Origin of the sequence: Xylocopilactobacillus apicola (assembly GCF_033095985.1) — a bacterium.
GTDB lineage: Bacteria > Bacillota > Bacilli > Lactobacillales > Lactobacillaceae > Xylocopilactobacillus > Xylocopilactobacillus apicola.
On sequence record NZ_AP026802.1, the window covers coordinates 457,757 to 471,568 of the forward strand.

Here is a 13,812-nt window from a genome sequence, read left to right on the forward strand (position 1 = left end):
GGCTTAAATGAATAAATTTCTGAAAGATATTTTAATATTTTTGGGCGGGTTACTCGCGATCTTAGCCCTATTCCTTAGCTTGGTGCATAACAGCGTTACTGATCGGATTAATCCTTTGATCAAAGAAGAAACCAGCTACGCGCAAGTGCCGCTCAAAACGCAAGATTATTGATTTGATTGCAATGGCAAGAAATTTATTTACCAGATTTTTAGTAATGTGCTATAATTAAACATTGTTTTCTCCTATGTTATTTTTTTTAGATTTTTATTTCTTTAAGTATATTTTACAGTTTTTCAAAACTGTTGTGAAGATTTTAAGTATAAATAGCGGTGAGAAAAAGGATGAATCTACTTATTCTGAACCAGTAGATGTCGAATCAAACAATGCACAAAATCAACTAAACGAAAGTAACGTTGAAGAAAAGAGAGGAACAAGTGAAAATAAAACATCAGAATCTGAGTTAACTAATAAAGATAAAACGCAGTCAAGTCAGAGAAATGTTGAAATTGTTAGTAGATCGAACAATAAAAATCTAAATCTAAGTGAGCAAAATCCTAATCTTCATCCAGAAGTTATACGTTTTGCATATGATTTAGAAGTAAAGAAAGATAAGATTGATCCAAACAAAAATACTTTTGAAACCTACTCTGCTAATTATAAAAAAGGATTTAACTCTTTTTTATCCTTAAGAACGATTATGGACCCAGAGTTAAGCTATACGGATTGGTTTGAAAAGTTTTGTAATAATGGGGCAAATCCAGAAGGTGTTGGATATTCATCTTCTTCTAATTTATTAACACGGAAAAAACTTTCAAGAGAACAACTTGCAAATGCTCAACGATTCAGAAATGATCTTAGAAAAGGTGACATTGTAGTAGTTACAACTGGAGCAATGGGTCATGCAGAAATTGCAACAACCAGAAATTATTTACTTGAGATATCTGGAAGCGGAAATGTTCAGGATTGGTTTTGGGGAACCTTACATAATAATAATCAATACGTAATCGAAGACTGGATATTTCTCATTGGGTATGCCCTTGATGGTAGCAGGGCTAGGAATTATATTAGCGAAAAACAGAAATATATAGACTAAATAATTCGTATATGGCGAATCAAGTAGCAAACTGGGCAGATTCACATTTCTTTAATACTAATCATGGTTCGTATAGAAATATTAATATAACTTATCAGTTGACTCCACAAGCATTCTGGTATGGTTCAGGAAATGCCAGTGTAGTGAATCCAACCGCAGTTAAATCTAACTGGATTTTACCGTATAATTTACCTTATATGTTTAATAACTATGGAGGATACTCTGTAAGAAAGGTTGGAACGTATTAAAAATGAAAAAATTGAAGTGGCTTCTGATTTTGTTAATTTTAATGATAGGTATTGGAGTAGCTGTTTATCATATGCAAAAGAATCGTGCGGAGAAAAAAGCGTATGAAGTATTAAGTACTTTAGTTCCCCGCAATAAACAAATTAAACTCAAAATCACTACTCCTGGAAATGGGTTGCGGCTGTTTCCAGAGTCATATGATTTTGCTGTTACTACCAAGGAAGACTATAATCATTGGCGGAGCGTGGTCGTAAAAAGGAAACATTTCTTAAGTCCAGGAACTGGTGATAACCAGATGAAAGAACTAATAAACGATCCAAATAACTGTGAAATTATCTATAAAACTACTCAAACCGTAAAAAGGGGCAAGCCAGATGACGATATTATGATGATTTATGGTGATGACGGATTTATCAATAGCCATTATCCGTCGAATTCACCTTATACAAATCAACGTCATTTTAAAACTTGGAATCAGGCTTTAAAACACATGTATGATAATTTTTCTTGCCTTCCGAGTAACGAAGAACTTGTGAGCAAGTGGGATTTTCCGTCAAAAACCGTTAAAGAGCTAGCGGAATATCGGAAATCTCTTAATAAATAATATCTTGGAGTCATGATTTTTTATGGCTTTTTCTTGTTATAAATCGCTGAAAAAAAGGGCGGCATTATATCGTACAGCATCGGATATTTTTTCGAGATGTTATTTAAGTTTCCCAAAAATTCAGGTTAAGACAGTGGTTCTTCCCGAATTTTTCCTGGTGATTAACTAAAAACTAGCAGCATTTTTCTCTCCATTAAGGTAAAATAAAACGATAGAATCAATGCCAATAAGTGTTAAAGGGGTTGGTGGCCTCCATTGTAACGGACAGGTGATAATTTCATCAGTAATTAGCGGAGGGAACACTTATTTTGGAGGTTTATTCATGGCAGGCAAGAAAATTGCGGGCCGCGGTGTTGTCATGGTCGCGGTCTTTATCGCCACTTTTATGACAAGCGTGGAGGTGACGATTGTCACCACTGCGTTGCCGTCAATTATTAGTTCGCTGCATGGGTTGGCAGCACAAAGTTGGATTATGAGCGCCTATTTATTGACGATGGCTATCACAACTCCGATTTATGGTAAGCTCGCCGATTCTTGGGGACGGCAAAAGATTTTTCAATGGGGCGTTGTGGTCTTCACGCTCGGTTCGCTTTTTAGCGGGCTAGCGCCAAACATGGGGTTGCTGATTGCGGCTCGGGCGCTGCAGGGCATTGGTGCGGGAGCAGTGATGCCCCTGACTTTCACGATCATCGCCGATTACTATGATTTTCAAGAGCGTGCCAAGGTCTTAGCATTTAATAACACCGCTTGGGCGCTCTCGGCTCTTGTTGGACCGATGATCGGCGGATTTCTAGTCGACAATTTGTCCTGGCACTGGGTCTTCTTTGTCAACGTCCCGCTTGGGATTTTGGTTTTTATCTTGATTCAAGTAGCTTATCGAAACGACAATTTCACGCCGGAAAAACTAAAAATGGACACAATGGGCATCGTTTGGTTATCGGCTGCATTGATTAGTCTACTGTTGGGCGTTGAGTTTCTCGCAAGTTCTTTGCCACTCAGCTTTGGCTTGTTCGTCGTTACTTTAGTTACTCTTTACTTGTTTATCCGCACGGAAAAAAGAGTCGCTGACCCTTTGATTTCGCCGAAAATGTTCGCTAATCGCACTTTTTCTATTCAAATTGCAACGACCACGATTTTAAGCGGCGTCTTGATGGGCTATGAAGCATATTTTCCAATCTGGCTCCAGGCTTTGTATCGAGTTAATGCAACTAAGGCGGGACTAGTGGTGACTTCAAGTTCTTTGATGTGGTTGGTCGCATCGTTTTTTGTCGGGGCGCTGATTAGTCATTTTATTCCGAAAAAAATCAGTTTATTCGCCCTGACGATTCTTCTGATTTCTTATTTTTCACTTTGTTTTGCCAGTCTTGAGTTTCCGATCTGGCTGTTTTATGTGATTGCAATGGTCAACGGCGCGTGCATCGGGACAGTCAACAATATGAATTTAATTTTGGCTCAGCAGTTGGCGCCCGCCGAGATGATGGGTTCGGCTTCTTCGATCGTGACTTTGGGCAGGTCGCTCGGGCAGACCGTAATGAACGGAGTTTACGGCACGATTTTAAATATTGTGATCAATGCCACACGCGGGTCAATTCCATTTGCCAAGATTAATGAAGTGATCAGCTCCAGCTCCTCGTCCGCTCGCCCTGATCCTGCGATGGCGCAGGTGATCTTGAATGGACTGCACGGAATTTATATCTCAGCGACGGTGATTTTGGTTATTTGTTGGCTTTATAACATGACCGATCCACTCAAGGAAATTGTTAAAGAGTAAAAGTTTCAAGGCAAATGCTGTAGAGATTTTTTGAAAGACATTTAAAAACGACCCTCAAAAAAGATGAAGGTCGTTTTTTAGAGCAATTTTTCTTCCCACTCAGCTTCTTTAAAGCCGACGAGAACGAAGTCGGAGCCGATCACGAGCGGTCTTTTAACCAGCATGCCGTCAGTCGCCAAGATTGTCAAAAGTTCATCTTCGCTGGCGGTACCGATTTTGTCCTTTAGATTTAGCTCGCGGTATTTCTGCCCCGACGTATTGAAGAATCTTTTGAGCGGATAATCTGACTTGTGGTACCAAGCCTCTAACTCGGCTTTGGTTGGATTATTTGTCTTGATGTTTCGATCTTGATACTCAATGTTGTGATCGTTTAACCATTTCAATGCTTTCTTACAAGTGCTGCATGGCGGATATTGTAAAACTGTTATTTTCATTGTTTCACCTCTGGTTTAATTATAGCAGGATAAGAGGTAATTCAGAATATTAAATAGTTTTTTTCGGATTTTAAATATACTATAGATAAGAGATTTGGTATACTATGAGTAATTAATTACAGTCGAATTTTTTTCAAAGGAGATGACGATGAAATTACTTAGAAGGCTCAGTGCAATGTTGTTAGTTTTGAGTGGGATTTGGGTGTTGGCTTTTGCGTTTACTGCCAAGATTGACAGCAACGCCGCTGAATTTCCGGATCATGTAGCTAATGGTAGCGATTTCAGGGGGGGGCATTTAGCTAACTCCTTTGGAAATGACTTGCTTCAGCCAAAGTTAGAACGAATACTTGACCCGATCTCAACTTTGCCAAACGAAACGCAGTATTTCTTTTCAGCGGTTGGTGAATCGGTCGTTCTGTTAAACGATAACGGCAATTGGGATAGTATCGAGATTACTAAGCCGATTCAGTCGCAAAATGGCGGTGCTGTTTTAAATACTGCGCTCGATATGACAAAGGATTTTACTTTTAGCTGGGATTTGAAGTTTGATAGCGGTAATAGTTATATTGCTAATGGTTTAGGTTTTGTCCTGCACCCGTTGTATCGCCCTAAAGAAACCGTGATCGATTCCCAAGGTGGTCCAAGTATTACTTTGCCAGCGGTCATTGGACGGAAATTTCCGGGCAACCTTGCGGTGACTGATCCTAATGATCCAATGAACGGTCAAACTCTGCGTTCACTGGGTCCTGGTGGCGGGTATCTCGGAATCAGTGATTTAATGAACGCTATTGGTTTTAAGATTAACACTTATTACGTTTATAATAACTATCAAAGACCGAAACAAGAGGGAACTTATTACGGTCATCGGAATCATTTTGACGTTGGCGGAATGGGGTTCTATGGAATTACTGATGAAGAGAGTTTAGAAGGTATGACACCTCGAGTGCATACCCCTTACGGAGCTTTTGTTTCGACAGACAATACTGGCTATTCAAGTCAACCTTATTATCCCGCCAATCTTAATGATGATCCTGTAAAATCGATCAGTGACGCTAATGGAAGTGTTAATGGAGAAGCATTTAAGGTTTTTAATTACCGTTGGCATCCAATGACCATTGCTTACACTGCAAGCACTAAAACGCTAAAAGTAACAATTGCTGATGACACAGGGACTAAGAAAGTTAATTGGAGTCGAACGTTAAGTCCGGGGGAACAGGCAATTATTGCCGATCGGAAGAACTGGGCTTTTGCAATTGCGGGGTCAACCGGTGGTGGTTCTGAAGGAAAAAGCATTCGGAACGTCTACGGAACTTTTACACCCGCCGAGCCGAGTGTAATTGTGCGCCATGTCGATGAGAACGGAAATGATATTAAAGATGCTGCTACCACTTCGCTTGCTGATTGGCAGCTTACACATCCAGGATCCACGCATTTTGTTGATTCATCAAGCACCGAAACGCTGGAGAAGAACGGCTACACATACCGTCGAGCACAAGTCAACGGAACTTTCTTTGAGAACGGCACCCGAATCAATCGCCGACTTGATCGAGCTGGTTTGGACGCCGAAGTAACCAAGAATGGCAGCGTTTGGAGTGTATCGACTGAATTTAAATCATCAACCTTCATTAACTATGTTTATCGGCGTGAATTACCGAATGAAAGTCCAGACGTTAGTGCGACTTTAACAATGAGTGTTAACGGTGGCGCTTTTGGGAATACCGTTGACATTTGGCCTGGCGATACCGTTGCATTCAAATACAGTGCGAAGAATACCAATATGCCAATCTGGTCGAAAGTAACCGCCGTGCAGTCGTTGGGTGGATTATTTGAAGCACCAAGTGGGTTTACAGTCAAAGACGGATTATTGTACGTTCCACTAAATAATGGTACTTCAAATACTTTAAGAACTGGACAGATCGGTGAGAACATGGTATCGATGGTCTACAAAGGAGTCGAAAATGCGAATTTGACGGCTAATGATACGGGACAAGTGACGATTACTTATCACCCGACCGCACCGAATACTTCGCCAATTTCCGAGATTGCTTCCAAGGTTGCAATTTATGATCAATCGCTGCAGTTGGTGGATAGTGATGGCAATCCTGTGTACGGCTCGTATTTCTATAATGCTGATAATAACTTAGCACCACTTGCCAGTAGCGATCCGGTGTTCCATTTAGGGAACTTCATTCCAACTACGAATACCGTGAAACAGACCGACCAAGGCTGGTGGAATATTGATGAGACAACGAAAGTGCTGACGATTTATCCGCATAAATTAGACGGAGCTGTAGACGCGCTTAATGCAGAGTGGCCGTGGCACAATCGGGCGAGTGAAATCACCAGAGTTGTGGTGAAACCGGGCGTTACCGCTGCAGGTTCGCTAAAGAATCTATTTGCTGATTTGAGCAATGCAACGGAAATGGATATTAGATCACTTGATACGAGTGATGTGACTGATTATACTGCAATCTTTCAGAATTGTAATAACCTTAAAACACTCGATCTGACCAACTTCAAGGTGAAGAACGGAGCCAGCACGGAGCAGATGTTGAGCGGAACTAGTAGTTTGTGGAAACTCACACTAGGAGCTGAGACTAAATTGGGATCGACAACAGGACTACCAAATCCTAATATTCAGGCTCAAATTAGTGATGGAGGCGAGACTTATTATTGTACTGATCCTCAGTGGAAGGAAGTTGGTACAGGAAGCGATCACGATGCCAAAGGGGCAGTAAGACTTGCTGCCCAGATTATTAGTGACTCGCAATCGAGTACGACAGCGAAGATTTATGTCTGGGATCAGACAGGACGGTGTACGATGACGGTTCCGAGTTCAATTAATTTTGGCAGACAAGAGCTCAAGACTTCAGAAATTACAGCGACAAGTGCGAATCAAACTGTTGCGATTAGCGATACGAGAAATGTCCGTAAACACAAGAAGTGGCATCTTGAAGCAGAAGCGACACGATTTAAGAATAATAGAAATCAAGAAATTGCCGCAGATCCTTTGATCTATGCAGATACTGCGGGAGATCATCCATTAAGCGCAACACCAATAGTGCTGGGCGAACAGCAAGTTCCAGGTTTATTGTTTCAAGATAACTGGAGTCTGCCGTGGAATTTAAAGATCAAGTTAAATCCGCGTCTTGTTCCAGGAGGAGGCAAGTATCAGTCCACAGTCACGTTTACGTTGATAGACGTTGCGGGGCTATAAAAAGAATTTTAGGAGGAAAAATGATAAAACCAATTAATGACATTTGGAACGACGATGTTCAAGACATTATTGATTTCAATAAATCAGTCGGCATTCAGGACGATTTGCATAATTATGGCAAAGAAAATGTTGATTTTCAGGATTGTGATCTGAAAGAATCGCTAAGACAAGTAATCGATAATGATGCCGATGACCTAAGTTTTGATAGCGCTGATGAAGCGTGGAAATATTTGAATGAGTAAATTTGAGGTTAAGTTTTCTTCTAATTTTAAGCGCAATTTTTCAGGGGGAAGGTATAAGAAAGACGATTTTCTGGTAATTTTTGATATTCTAACTAAGGGACATAGTATCCCGGAAAAATATTTTGATCATCAGCTAGTTAATAGAAAGCCAGTGCGTGAACTTCATATTAAACCTGATTGGTTATTAATTTATAAGTATATTGATGAAAATACAATTAGGCTCATTGATACTGGAACACATTCCGATCTTTTTGATTAACTTACATTTCTTTTGACTCAATCAATGATTGAGTTTTTTTAATGCTTAAAATTCTGGTAGTAAAAAATTGCCAGCTGTGTGCGATCACGGAGTTTTAACTTTTCGAGAAGTTGGCTGATATAATTACGAACTGTACCCGAACTTAAAAATGTTTGTTCAGCAATTTCTTTGTTGTTAAGTCCTTGAGCTACAAGCGTTAATATTTCTTGTTCTCGTTGAGTTAGTTCAATTTTAGGCGTAGGTTTAGTGTAAGAGCTTTGCAGTTTTTTCATGATTTCCGGACTAAAGACCGTTTGGTTGAGAGCAGCGGTGTGAATGGCAGGGACAATTGCCGCTAGATTTTGCTTAATTAAATATCCTTTGACCCCCAGCTGTAACGATTTTTCGAGGTACTCATCATCAGAAAAAGTAGTCAAAAGGAGAATTTTGGCGTTCGGGTCAGATCCAAGAATTTCTTTAGCTGCAGTGAGACCAGACGACTCACCAATTCGAATATCGAGGAGCACGACATCGGGGTGAAATTGATGATAAAGATTCACGGCATCACTGGCTTCGTGGGCGCTTGCGACAACTTCCAGGTCGTCTTCGGCATTGATAATTGTTGTTAGTGCTTGAGTAACCAAATGGTCATCATCAACTAAGACTATTTTCAGCATTTTGATCCTTTCTAGGGAGAACTAAAGTTATCGTTAATCCTTCGGCGTTTTGATGGAGATGAAGTTGACCGTGAATTTCTTCGGCTCGCTGCTGCATGCTCGTTAATCCCATGCCTCGGGCGATTTCTTTTAGATTCTTGCCATTATCTTTAATTTGAACTTGATAGAATGCCGGGAGTTCTTGAAATTTAATCAGAACCTGATCGGCACCAGAGTGTTTGATTACGTTGGTGAGTGCCTCTTTAATCGTCATGAGAATAATTTGATTTTGCTCTAAAGATGTTTCGGCAAAAGGTTCCCCTTTAATTGTAAGAGCGCAAAAAGTAAAATCAGCAACGATCGGCTTTAGGGCTTGGCTCAAAGTTAGAGATTTTTCCTGAATTCCGTGAACACTAGCTCTGATACTATCCATCGCCTGATTAACGGTGCTGCTTAGTTCAGATAGCGGTTCGGTAATTTTTGGATCTTGATTTAAAATCTCGATCGCACCGAGCTGAATAATACTACTGGATAATAAGTGTCCGACGTTATCGTGAATATCGCGGGCAATTCGATTGCGCTCTTCAGCTAATTGAAGTTGCAGCTTCGTTTGTTCTTTTGATTCAAGTGCCAGATTTTGTTGTTGGAGCGTCGCAAATTGTTCAAAACTATCATCTTGTAGTTCTTGCTTCTTTCGTCTGATTTTGCCCAACTCCTGATCGGCATAACTAAAATAAAGCGCAAGGAGACAAAATAAAAGAACTAGCATTTTCAGCCAGTTGACATTGATGATTAGTGGAATCATTAGGGGAAATAAGTTGTGAGGCTTTGTCAGGCGGACAATAAAAGGGAAGAAGCAAATAAAGCTCGCATCATATAGCGCCAAGCAAGCGATAAAAACCGTTATTAACAAATCTCCTGCGGGGAGCCAGAAACTGAGATTAAGGCTAATAATGCTAATTAACACAACCCGAATCATTAGCGGGTCAAATCCCTGACTGCACATTAAAACGATCCCAACAGCAGTTAGCAAGCCAATTTCTAAATAAAAGTGAGTTTTTAGTTTCATAATTGAATCCATTCATGACATTTGTCACATAATTTTAGTCCGAAGTCACTGGGCAACTTGGCGACAAATTTATATAGTAGAGAATATCAGATCAAGGTGAGGAGTTCAAAATGATTATCGATGTTCAGAATTTGGTTAAACGCTATCGCGAGTTGACGGCGCTTAATCACGTGGATTTACAAGTTCAAGAAGGCGACATTCTTGGATTGTTGGGACCAAACGGCAGTGGTAAATCGACGATGATTAATTGTATTTTATCACTACTTAGTTACGATCGGGGCGAAATCAAAGTTTTTGATCAGACGATGAAGCCAGATAGCTACGCAATTAAAGAGCGCATTGGGATTGTTCCGCAAGAGCTGGCTTTTTTTAAAGAGCTCACGGTGCAAGAAAATATTAGTTACTACTGTGGATTGTATCTCAAAGATCGGGCACAGGTAGCAAAGAATGTGGATCAAACAATTGAATTAGTTGGCTTGCAGGACTTTACTAAATTTTATCCCAAGCAGCTGAGTGGTGGCTTGGCTCGACGCCTTAACATTGCTTGTGGAATTGCTCATCAGCCTGAATTAATATTTTTAGATGAACCGACAGTTGCCGTGGATCCCCAAAGTCGGAATCGAATTTTGGAGAGCATTAAAGAGTTAAATAAAAATGGCGCGACAATTGTTTATACGACTCACTATATGGAAGAAGTCGAGTTTTTGTGTAATCGAATTGTGATCTTAGATCACGGTTCGGTCATTGCGCAAGGTTCCGCCGACGAGCTTAAAGCAATGGTCAAAGCTAACGAAAAGATTGTGATAACCGTCCCGATGATTACAAGTGAGCAGCAAGCTGATTTGTTGAAGCTGCCAGCGGTGCAAGAACTTAATTACGCCGATCAAAGTTTGGAAATTACGAGCGGTGATCTAGAGCAAACGATGCTGCCGGTGCTTGAATATTTGCAGCAGGCAAAAGTCGCTTACGCTGATCTTCATACCAAAGAGGTGACGTTAAATGATGTGTTCTTAACAATTACCGGTCGTGAGTTGAGGGACGAAGCATGATGAAACATTTGATTTATTACCGAGTTAAAGTGCTGCTCGGTAACCGGTTCTTACTTTTTTGGACGCTGGTGTTCCCGTTAGTCATGGGACTTTTCTTTAAAATGGTTTTTAGTAATTTAGACCAAATTCAAATGTTAGACAACAGCACGCCGGTTGCCGTGGTGGGAAATGATCAGGAACTTCGGCGGGGGTTAGCTGAGGTAAAAAATGAAAACAAGTCAGTTTTTAAAGTGAGTCATTTAAGCCAATCAGAAGCTCAAAAGAAATTAACTGCAGGAGAATTGGTAGGATATTATGATACAAATTCCCAGCCAATTAAATTAGTAATTGCTCAAAACGGCGTCGAACAAAATATTTTAAAAGATATTTTGAGCCGTTATGAACAAAATCGTGCCATGTTTACGGAATTGTCAAAGTCCCATCCTGTAAATTTGAAGGTGCCTGATGATCACTACACCTTTAATCAAGCCAAAAGTCGTAACTTTAGCATTATGAGTTTTTATTTCTTTACTTTAATTGCGATGGCAGTCGGCTATGGTGTGCAATTTGGTCTGCGTAATGCCGAAGACGAGCAGGCGGATCAATCAGAAAACGGCATTCGGCTCACTTTAACGCCGATTCCCAAAATGTTGGTTGTCATTAGTAATTTAATTGCAGCGCTAATTGTCTTTTATGCGATCGTCTTGATCGTTTTAGCAGTTTTCCATTGGGGTTATCAGGTCGATTTTGGCAACCGGTGGGGATTAATTCTCTTGGTTTGTTTGATGGGGAGCGTTTTGCAAATTTGTATGGGCAAATTTATCGGCAATTTAATGAGTAAGCGAAGCTATTCGCAAAAACTCGGGGTTGTGAGTCTGATGGTATCGTTATTAACCGTACTTGCTGGGATGATGGGTACTCAGGGTATCAAACATTGGATTGATTTAAATTTGCCGCTTTTGGGTAAGCTCAATGCAGTTAACCTGATCAGCGACAGCATTTATCAATTATTCTTTTACCAGTCCTTAACAACTTTTTATCAAAATTTAGTCTGGCTGTTAGGGCTGACAATTCTTTTTGTGCTCTTAGATTATCGATTCGAAAGGCGGGTTCAGTATGTCAGTTTATAAGACGATTTTAAGAGTTCTAATCAAAAATATTGGCGAACTTTTGCTGGCTTTTGGAGTTACGTTGTTGATTCTTGTAATTTTTACCTTTCAACAAAAAAGCTCTTCTGATCAAGTGGCAAAAGTTGCGGTAATTACAACTAAAAAAAGTGATCTCACTAATTCGTTAACCGATTATTTAGGGCATCAGCAAAAAGTCGTTAAAATCAAAGATCAGAGTCAAAAGGGGATTGATGATGCAATTTTTTTTCAAACTGCGGATTACATTTTGTACTTGCCCGCAGATTTTGAAGCGCAAGTAAAGTCAGGTCAGAAGCCTAAGCTCAAAACTCAAGTTCGTCCAGGGACGTATAGAAAGGAGTTGGTCGACAGTAACGTTGATCAATATTTAAATACTTTGCGGCTTTACCAAACCAAATTGCCCGATTTAAAATGGGATCAACTTTTAACTAAGACGAGCCAGACTTTGAGCAAGCAAGGAAAAGTTAAACTTGATGAATCCTATGAAAGGCGCGAAAAACAGAGCAGGGCGTCAAACATTTACAATTTAGTTGCCTATGGGATTTTCCTCATTATCTTTGGGGCGTTTAGCACAGTAAATTTAGTCTTTAACCGCAAGGAAATTAAGGTGCGCAACCAGTGTTCACCGCTTAAACCGCGCGAATTATCTACGCAGATTAATCGAGGCTTGTCGACCTATTTGATTGCGACAAGCGCCGTCTTCTTGTTCTTGATTTTCATTTTTGCGGGGTTAAATCTGAATAAAGTCACCTTACTGTTTATCTTTAACTCTTTGATCTTTATTCTTTCAATTGTCACGCTATCGAGCTGGATTACTAGTTTATTTAAAAATGAGCAGGCGTTAAATGGTTTTCAAAATATTTATGGTTTAGGAAGTTGTTTTTTGGGCGGAGTGTTTGTTTCTAGCAGTCTGCTGCCTGATTTTGTTGGCAAAATTGCCTGCTTCACACCAGTGTATTGGTTTACAAAAAATAATGATTTAATCGGGGACACCGTTAATTTTAATTCCAAGTTTTACCAATCGTTTGGGCAATCGATGCTGATTGTTGTTGGTTTTGCGATCGCGTTTTGGACGCTGCAAGTCTTGTGCGAGAAAATGAATTTGGAGTTCGATTAAAAAAATACGCTCCAACTGCGTCTTAATTCTCAACTCCGCGAGAAAAGTTTTGTTCAATTAATGTTGGATTAATAATCCCATGCTCTGTTAGCGACCAAGGGGATCCTGGTTGATGAGTTATTGCGCTTAGCCCAGAAGCTGTAAAATCACCGTAGTCGTTTAGAATTCCTAAAAGTAAGTTAGAAATGTCAGAATCACTTTGAATATTGCTGTAGTCCTCAAAAGCCTCATCTTCAAGTTTATTGCCAATGATTCCTTTTTGACCTTTGAATTTTTGGTGGACTTCTTGTACAACTGGACCGTATGGCAATGCCAAAATTGGAGATTCAAACAGTTTGCCTTTAGTTTCTGCTGCGTAACGACCAAAAGCAAAATATAATAATTTAACCACCTTCATCTGGGTCAATTCTTCGACGTTTTCATCTGATTGGGCTGAAAAATAATTGTTAACCCGAAACCAGTTAGCTAGCTGCAGGGCATTAAACTTCGGTTTTGGCGGATCAATAGGAATGATTTCCTGACTATCACGTTTTAAATAGTTCTTGATCTTTTTAATAATGGTATCGGGAGTTTGATCTTGGTCAATCATTGTTTTTAGCAACTCGTCATTAACCATTAAAGCTTTCAAGATTTTGTTATTTGACGGGTTCGGAAATGCTCCTGCTTCGTAAATAGCGACAGTGTTAGGACTCCAACCAACCAATTTAGCGAATTCGCGCTGTGATAAACCAATCTTAGCGCGATATTTCTTGATTTCGATCGGCGCCACTAATCCCATCTCCGCACGATACATTTGATTTGCAATTTCAACTGCTTGATCGTCTAACTTAAGATCATCGACCAACTCATCAGTTTCTTGATCAAATCTAGCAGGAGCAGTTACTTCATAGCGATGCCCGTGAATCAGAAAAGTATTTGTGTGGTCTTTAATATATGTACTCATTGGCT

Annotated in this window: 14 protein-coding genes; 10 read left to right on the plus strand and 4 right to left on the minus strand. The window is 40.0% G+C overall.

The genetic code is table 11. The features are described from left to right. Window positions 1–7: 7 nt before the first annotated feature. The 4 genes from R8495_RS02315 to R8495_RS02330 all read left to right on the plus strand — a co-directional run bounded on the left by R8495_RS02315 (window position 8) and on the right by R8495_RS02330 (window position 3,715). Complete coding sequence (locus R8495_RS02315; RefSeq protein WP_317635953.1) at window positions 8–172, plus strand: hypothetical protein; 165 nt, start codon at window positions 8–10, stop codon at window positions 170–172. A gap of 73 nt (window positions 173–245) precedes the next feature. Then, complete coding sequence (locus tag R8495_RS02320; protein WP_317635955.1) at window positions 246–1,094, plus strand: hypothetical protein; 849 nt, start codon at window positions 246–248, stop codon at window positions 1,092–1,094. Between the two features lie 250 nt (window positions 1,095–1,344). After that, entirely contained in the window at window positions 1,345–1,944 is a 600-nt protein-coding gene (locus tag R8495_RS02325; RefSeq protein WP_317635956.1) for a hypothetical protein, read from the plus strand. Between the two features lie 322 nt (window positions 1,945–2,266). After that, window positions 2,267–3,715, plus strand: coding sequence for an MFS transporter (locus tag R8495_RS02330; RefSeq protein WP_317636573.1), 1,449 nt, complete (start codon window positions 2,267–2,269; stop codon window positions 3,713–3,715). A gap of 77 nt (window positions 3,716–3,792) precedes the next feature. Here the strand turns inward: R8495_RS02330 and R8495_RS02335 are convergent, their stop codons facing one another. Continuing rightward, entirely contained in the window at window positions 3,793–4,149 is a 357-nt protein-coding gene (locus R8495_RS02335) for an arsenate reductase family protein (RefSeq protein ID WP_317635957.1), read from the minus strand. A gap of 148 nt (window positions 4,150–4,297) precedes the next feature. Here R8495_RS02335 and R8495_RS02340 point away from each other — a divergent pair, with 148 nt between their 5' ends. The 3 genes from R8495_RS02340 to R8495_RS02350 are packed head-to-tail and all read left to right on the plus strand — an operon-like array spanning window position 4,298 to window position 7,867. After that, window positions 4,298–7,366 (plus strand): BspA family leucine-rich repeat surface protein, encoded by a 3,069-nt coding sequence (locus R8495_RS02340; protein WP_317635958.1) that lies wholly within the window; start codon window positions 4,298–4,300, stop codon window positions 7,364–7,366. A 20-nt stretch (window positions 7,367–7,386) separates the two neighbouring features. Then, entirely contained in the window at window positions 7,387–7,608 is a 222-nt protein-coding gene (locus R8495_RS02345; RefSeq protein WP_317635959.1) for a hypothetical protein, read from the plus strand. Then, on the plus strand, window positions 7,601–7,867 hold the full coding sequence (locus R8495_RS02350) for a type II toxin-antitoxin system YafQ family toxin (RefSeq protein ID WP_317635960.1): 267 nt from the start codon (window positions 7,601–7,603) through the stop codon (window positions 7,865–7,867). The genes R8495_RS02345 and R8495_RS02350 overlap by 8 nt, the downstream gene beginning before the upstream one ends. Window positions 7,868–7,905: 38 nt before the next feature. On the opposite strand, the gene R8495_RS02355 is transcribed toward R8495_RS02350, so the two are convergent. Both R8495_RS02355 and R8495_RS02360 read right to left on the minus strand, forming a co-directional pair. Next, on the minus strand, window positions 7,906–8,523 hold the full coding sequence (locus R8495_RS02355) for a response regulator transcription factor (protein WP_317635961.1): 618 nt from the start codon (window positions 8,521–8,523) through the stop codon (window positions 7,906–7,908). Continuing rightward, the gene (locus R8495_RS02360) at window positions 8,501–9,571 is read right to left on the minus strand and encodes a sensor histidine kinase (RefSeq protein ID WP_317635962.1); all 1,071 of its coding nucleotides are present in this window, start codon (window positions 9,569–9,571) and stop codon (window positions 8,501–8,503) included. Before R8495_RS02360 ends, R8495_RS02355 begins: the two co-directional genes overlap by 23 nt. 110 nt (window positions 9,572–9,681) lie before the next feature. On the opposite strand from R8495_RS02360, the gene R8495_RS02365 reads away from it, so the two are divergent. From R8495_RS02365 to R8495_RS02375, 3 genes are read left to right on the plus strand one after another with little or no spacing between them, the layout of a single operon-like run. After that, window positions 9,682–10,620: an ABC transporter ATP-binding protein gene (locus tag R8495_RS02365; RefSeq protein WP_317635963.1), complete on the plus strand. Its 939-nt coding sequence runs from the start codon at window positions 9,682–9,684 to the stop codon at window positions 10,618–10,620. Then, window positions 10,617–11,729 (plus strand): ABC transporter permease, encoded by a 1,113-nt coding sequence (locus tag R8495_RS02370; protein ID WP_317635964.1) that lies wholly within the window; start codon window positions 10,617–10,619, stop codon window positions 11,727–11,729. The genes R8495_RS02365 and R8495_RS02370 overlap by 4 nt, the downstream gene beginning before the upstream one ends. Then, window positions 11,716–12,864 (plus strand): ABC transporter permease, encoded by a 1,149-nt coding sequence (locus R8495_RS02375; protein WP_317635965.1) that lies wholly within the window; start codon window positions 11,716–11,718, stop codon window positions 12,862–12,864. Before R8495_RS02370 ends, R8495_RS02375 begins: the two co-directional genes overlap by 14 nt. A 22-nt stretch (window positions 12,865–12,886) precedes the next feature. On the opposite strand, the gene R8495_RS02380 is transcribed toward R8495_RS02375, so the two are convergent. Next, complete coding sequence (locus tag R8495_RS02380; protein WP_317635966.1) at window positions 12,887–13,807, minus strand: type II toxin-antitoxin system antitoxin SocA domain-containing protein; 921 nt, start codon at window positions 13,805–13,807, stop codon at window positions 12,887–12,889. Window positions 13,808–13,812 lie beyond the last annotated feature (5 nt).

What these genes read in the sequence shown, in the direction of transcription:
- R8495_RS02315 (WP_317635953.1), top strand. Translation starts at nt 8, where the DNA reads ATGAATAAATTTCTGAAAGATATTTTAATATTTTTGGGCGGGTTACTC.
- R8495_RS02320 (WP_317635955.1), top strand. Translation starts at nt 246, where the DNA reads ATGTTATTTTTTTTAGATTTTTATTTCTTTAAGTATATTTTACAGTTT.
- R8495_RS02325 (WP_317635956.1), top strand. Translation starts at nt 1,345, where the DNA reads ATGAAAAAATTGAAGTGGCTTCTGATTTTGTTAATTTTAATGATAGGT.
- R8495_RS02330 (WP_317636573.1), top strand. Translation starts at nt 2,267, where the DNA reads ATGGCAGGCAAGAAAATTGCGGGCCGCGGTGTTGTCATGGTCGCGGTC.
- R8495_RS02335 (WP_317635957.1), bottom strand. Translation starts at nt 4,149, where the DNA reads ATGAAAATAACAGTTTTACAATATCCGCCATGCAGCACTTGTAAGAAA.
- R8495_RS02340 (WP_317635958.1), top strand. Translation starts at nt 4,298, where the DNA reads ATGAAATTACTTAGAAGGCTCAGTGCAATGTTGTTAGTTTTGAGTGGG.
- R8495_RS02345 (WP_317635959.1), top strand. Translation starts at nt 7,387, where the DNA reads ATGATAAAACCAATTAATGACATTTGGAACGACGATGTTCAAGACATT.
- R8495_RS02350 (WP_317635960.1), top strand. Translation starts at nt 7,601, where the DNA reads ATGAGTAAATTTGAGGTTAAGTTTTCTTCTAATTTTAAGCGCAATTTT.
- R8495_RS02355 (WP_317635961.1), bottom strand. Translation starts at nt 8,523, where the DNA reads ATGCTGAAAATAGTCTTAGTTGATGATGACCATTTGGTTACTCAAGCA.
- R8495_RS02360 (WP_317635962.1), bottom strand. Translation starts at nt 9,571, where the DNA reads ATGAAACTAAAAACTCACTTTTATTTAGAAATTGGCTTGCTAACTGCT.
- R8495_RS02365 (WP_317635963.1), top strand. Translation starts at nt 9,682, where the DNA reads ATGATTATCGATGTTCAGAATTTGGTTAAACGCTATCGCGAGTTGACG.
- R8495_RS02370 (WP_317635964.1), top strand. Translation starts at nt 10,617, where the DNA reads ATGATGAAACATTTGATTTATTACCGAGTTAAAGTGCTGCTCGGTAAC.
- R8495_RS02375 (WP_317635965.1), top strand. Translation starts at nt 11,716, where the DNA reads ATGTCAGTTTATAAGACGATTTTAAGAGTTCTAATCAAAAATATTGGC.
- R8495_RS02380 (WP_317635966.1), bottom strand. Translation starts at nt 13,807, where the DNA reads ATGAGTACATATATTAAAGACCACACAAATACTTTTCTGATTCACGGG.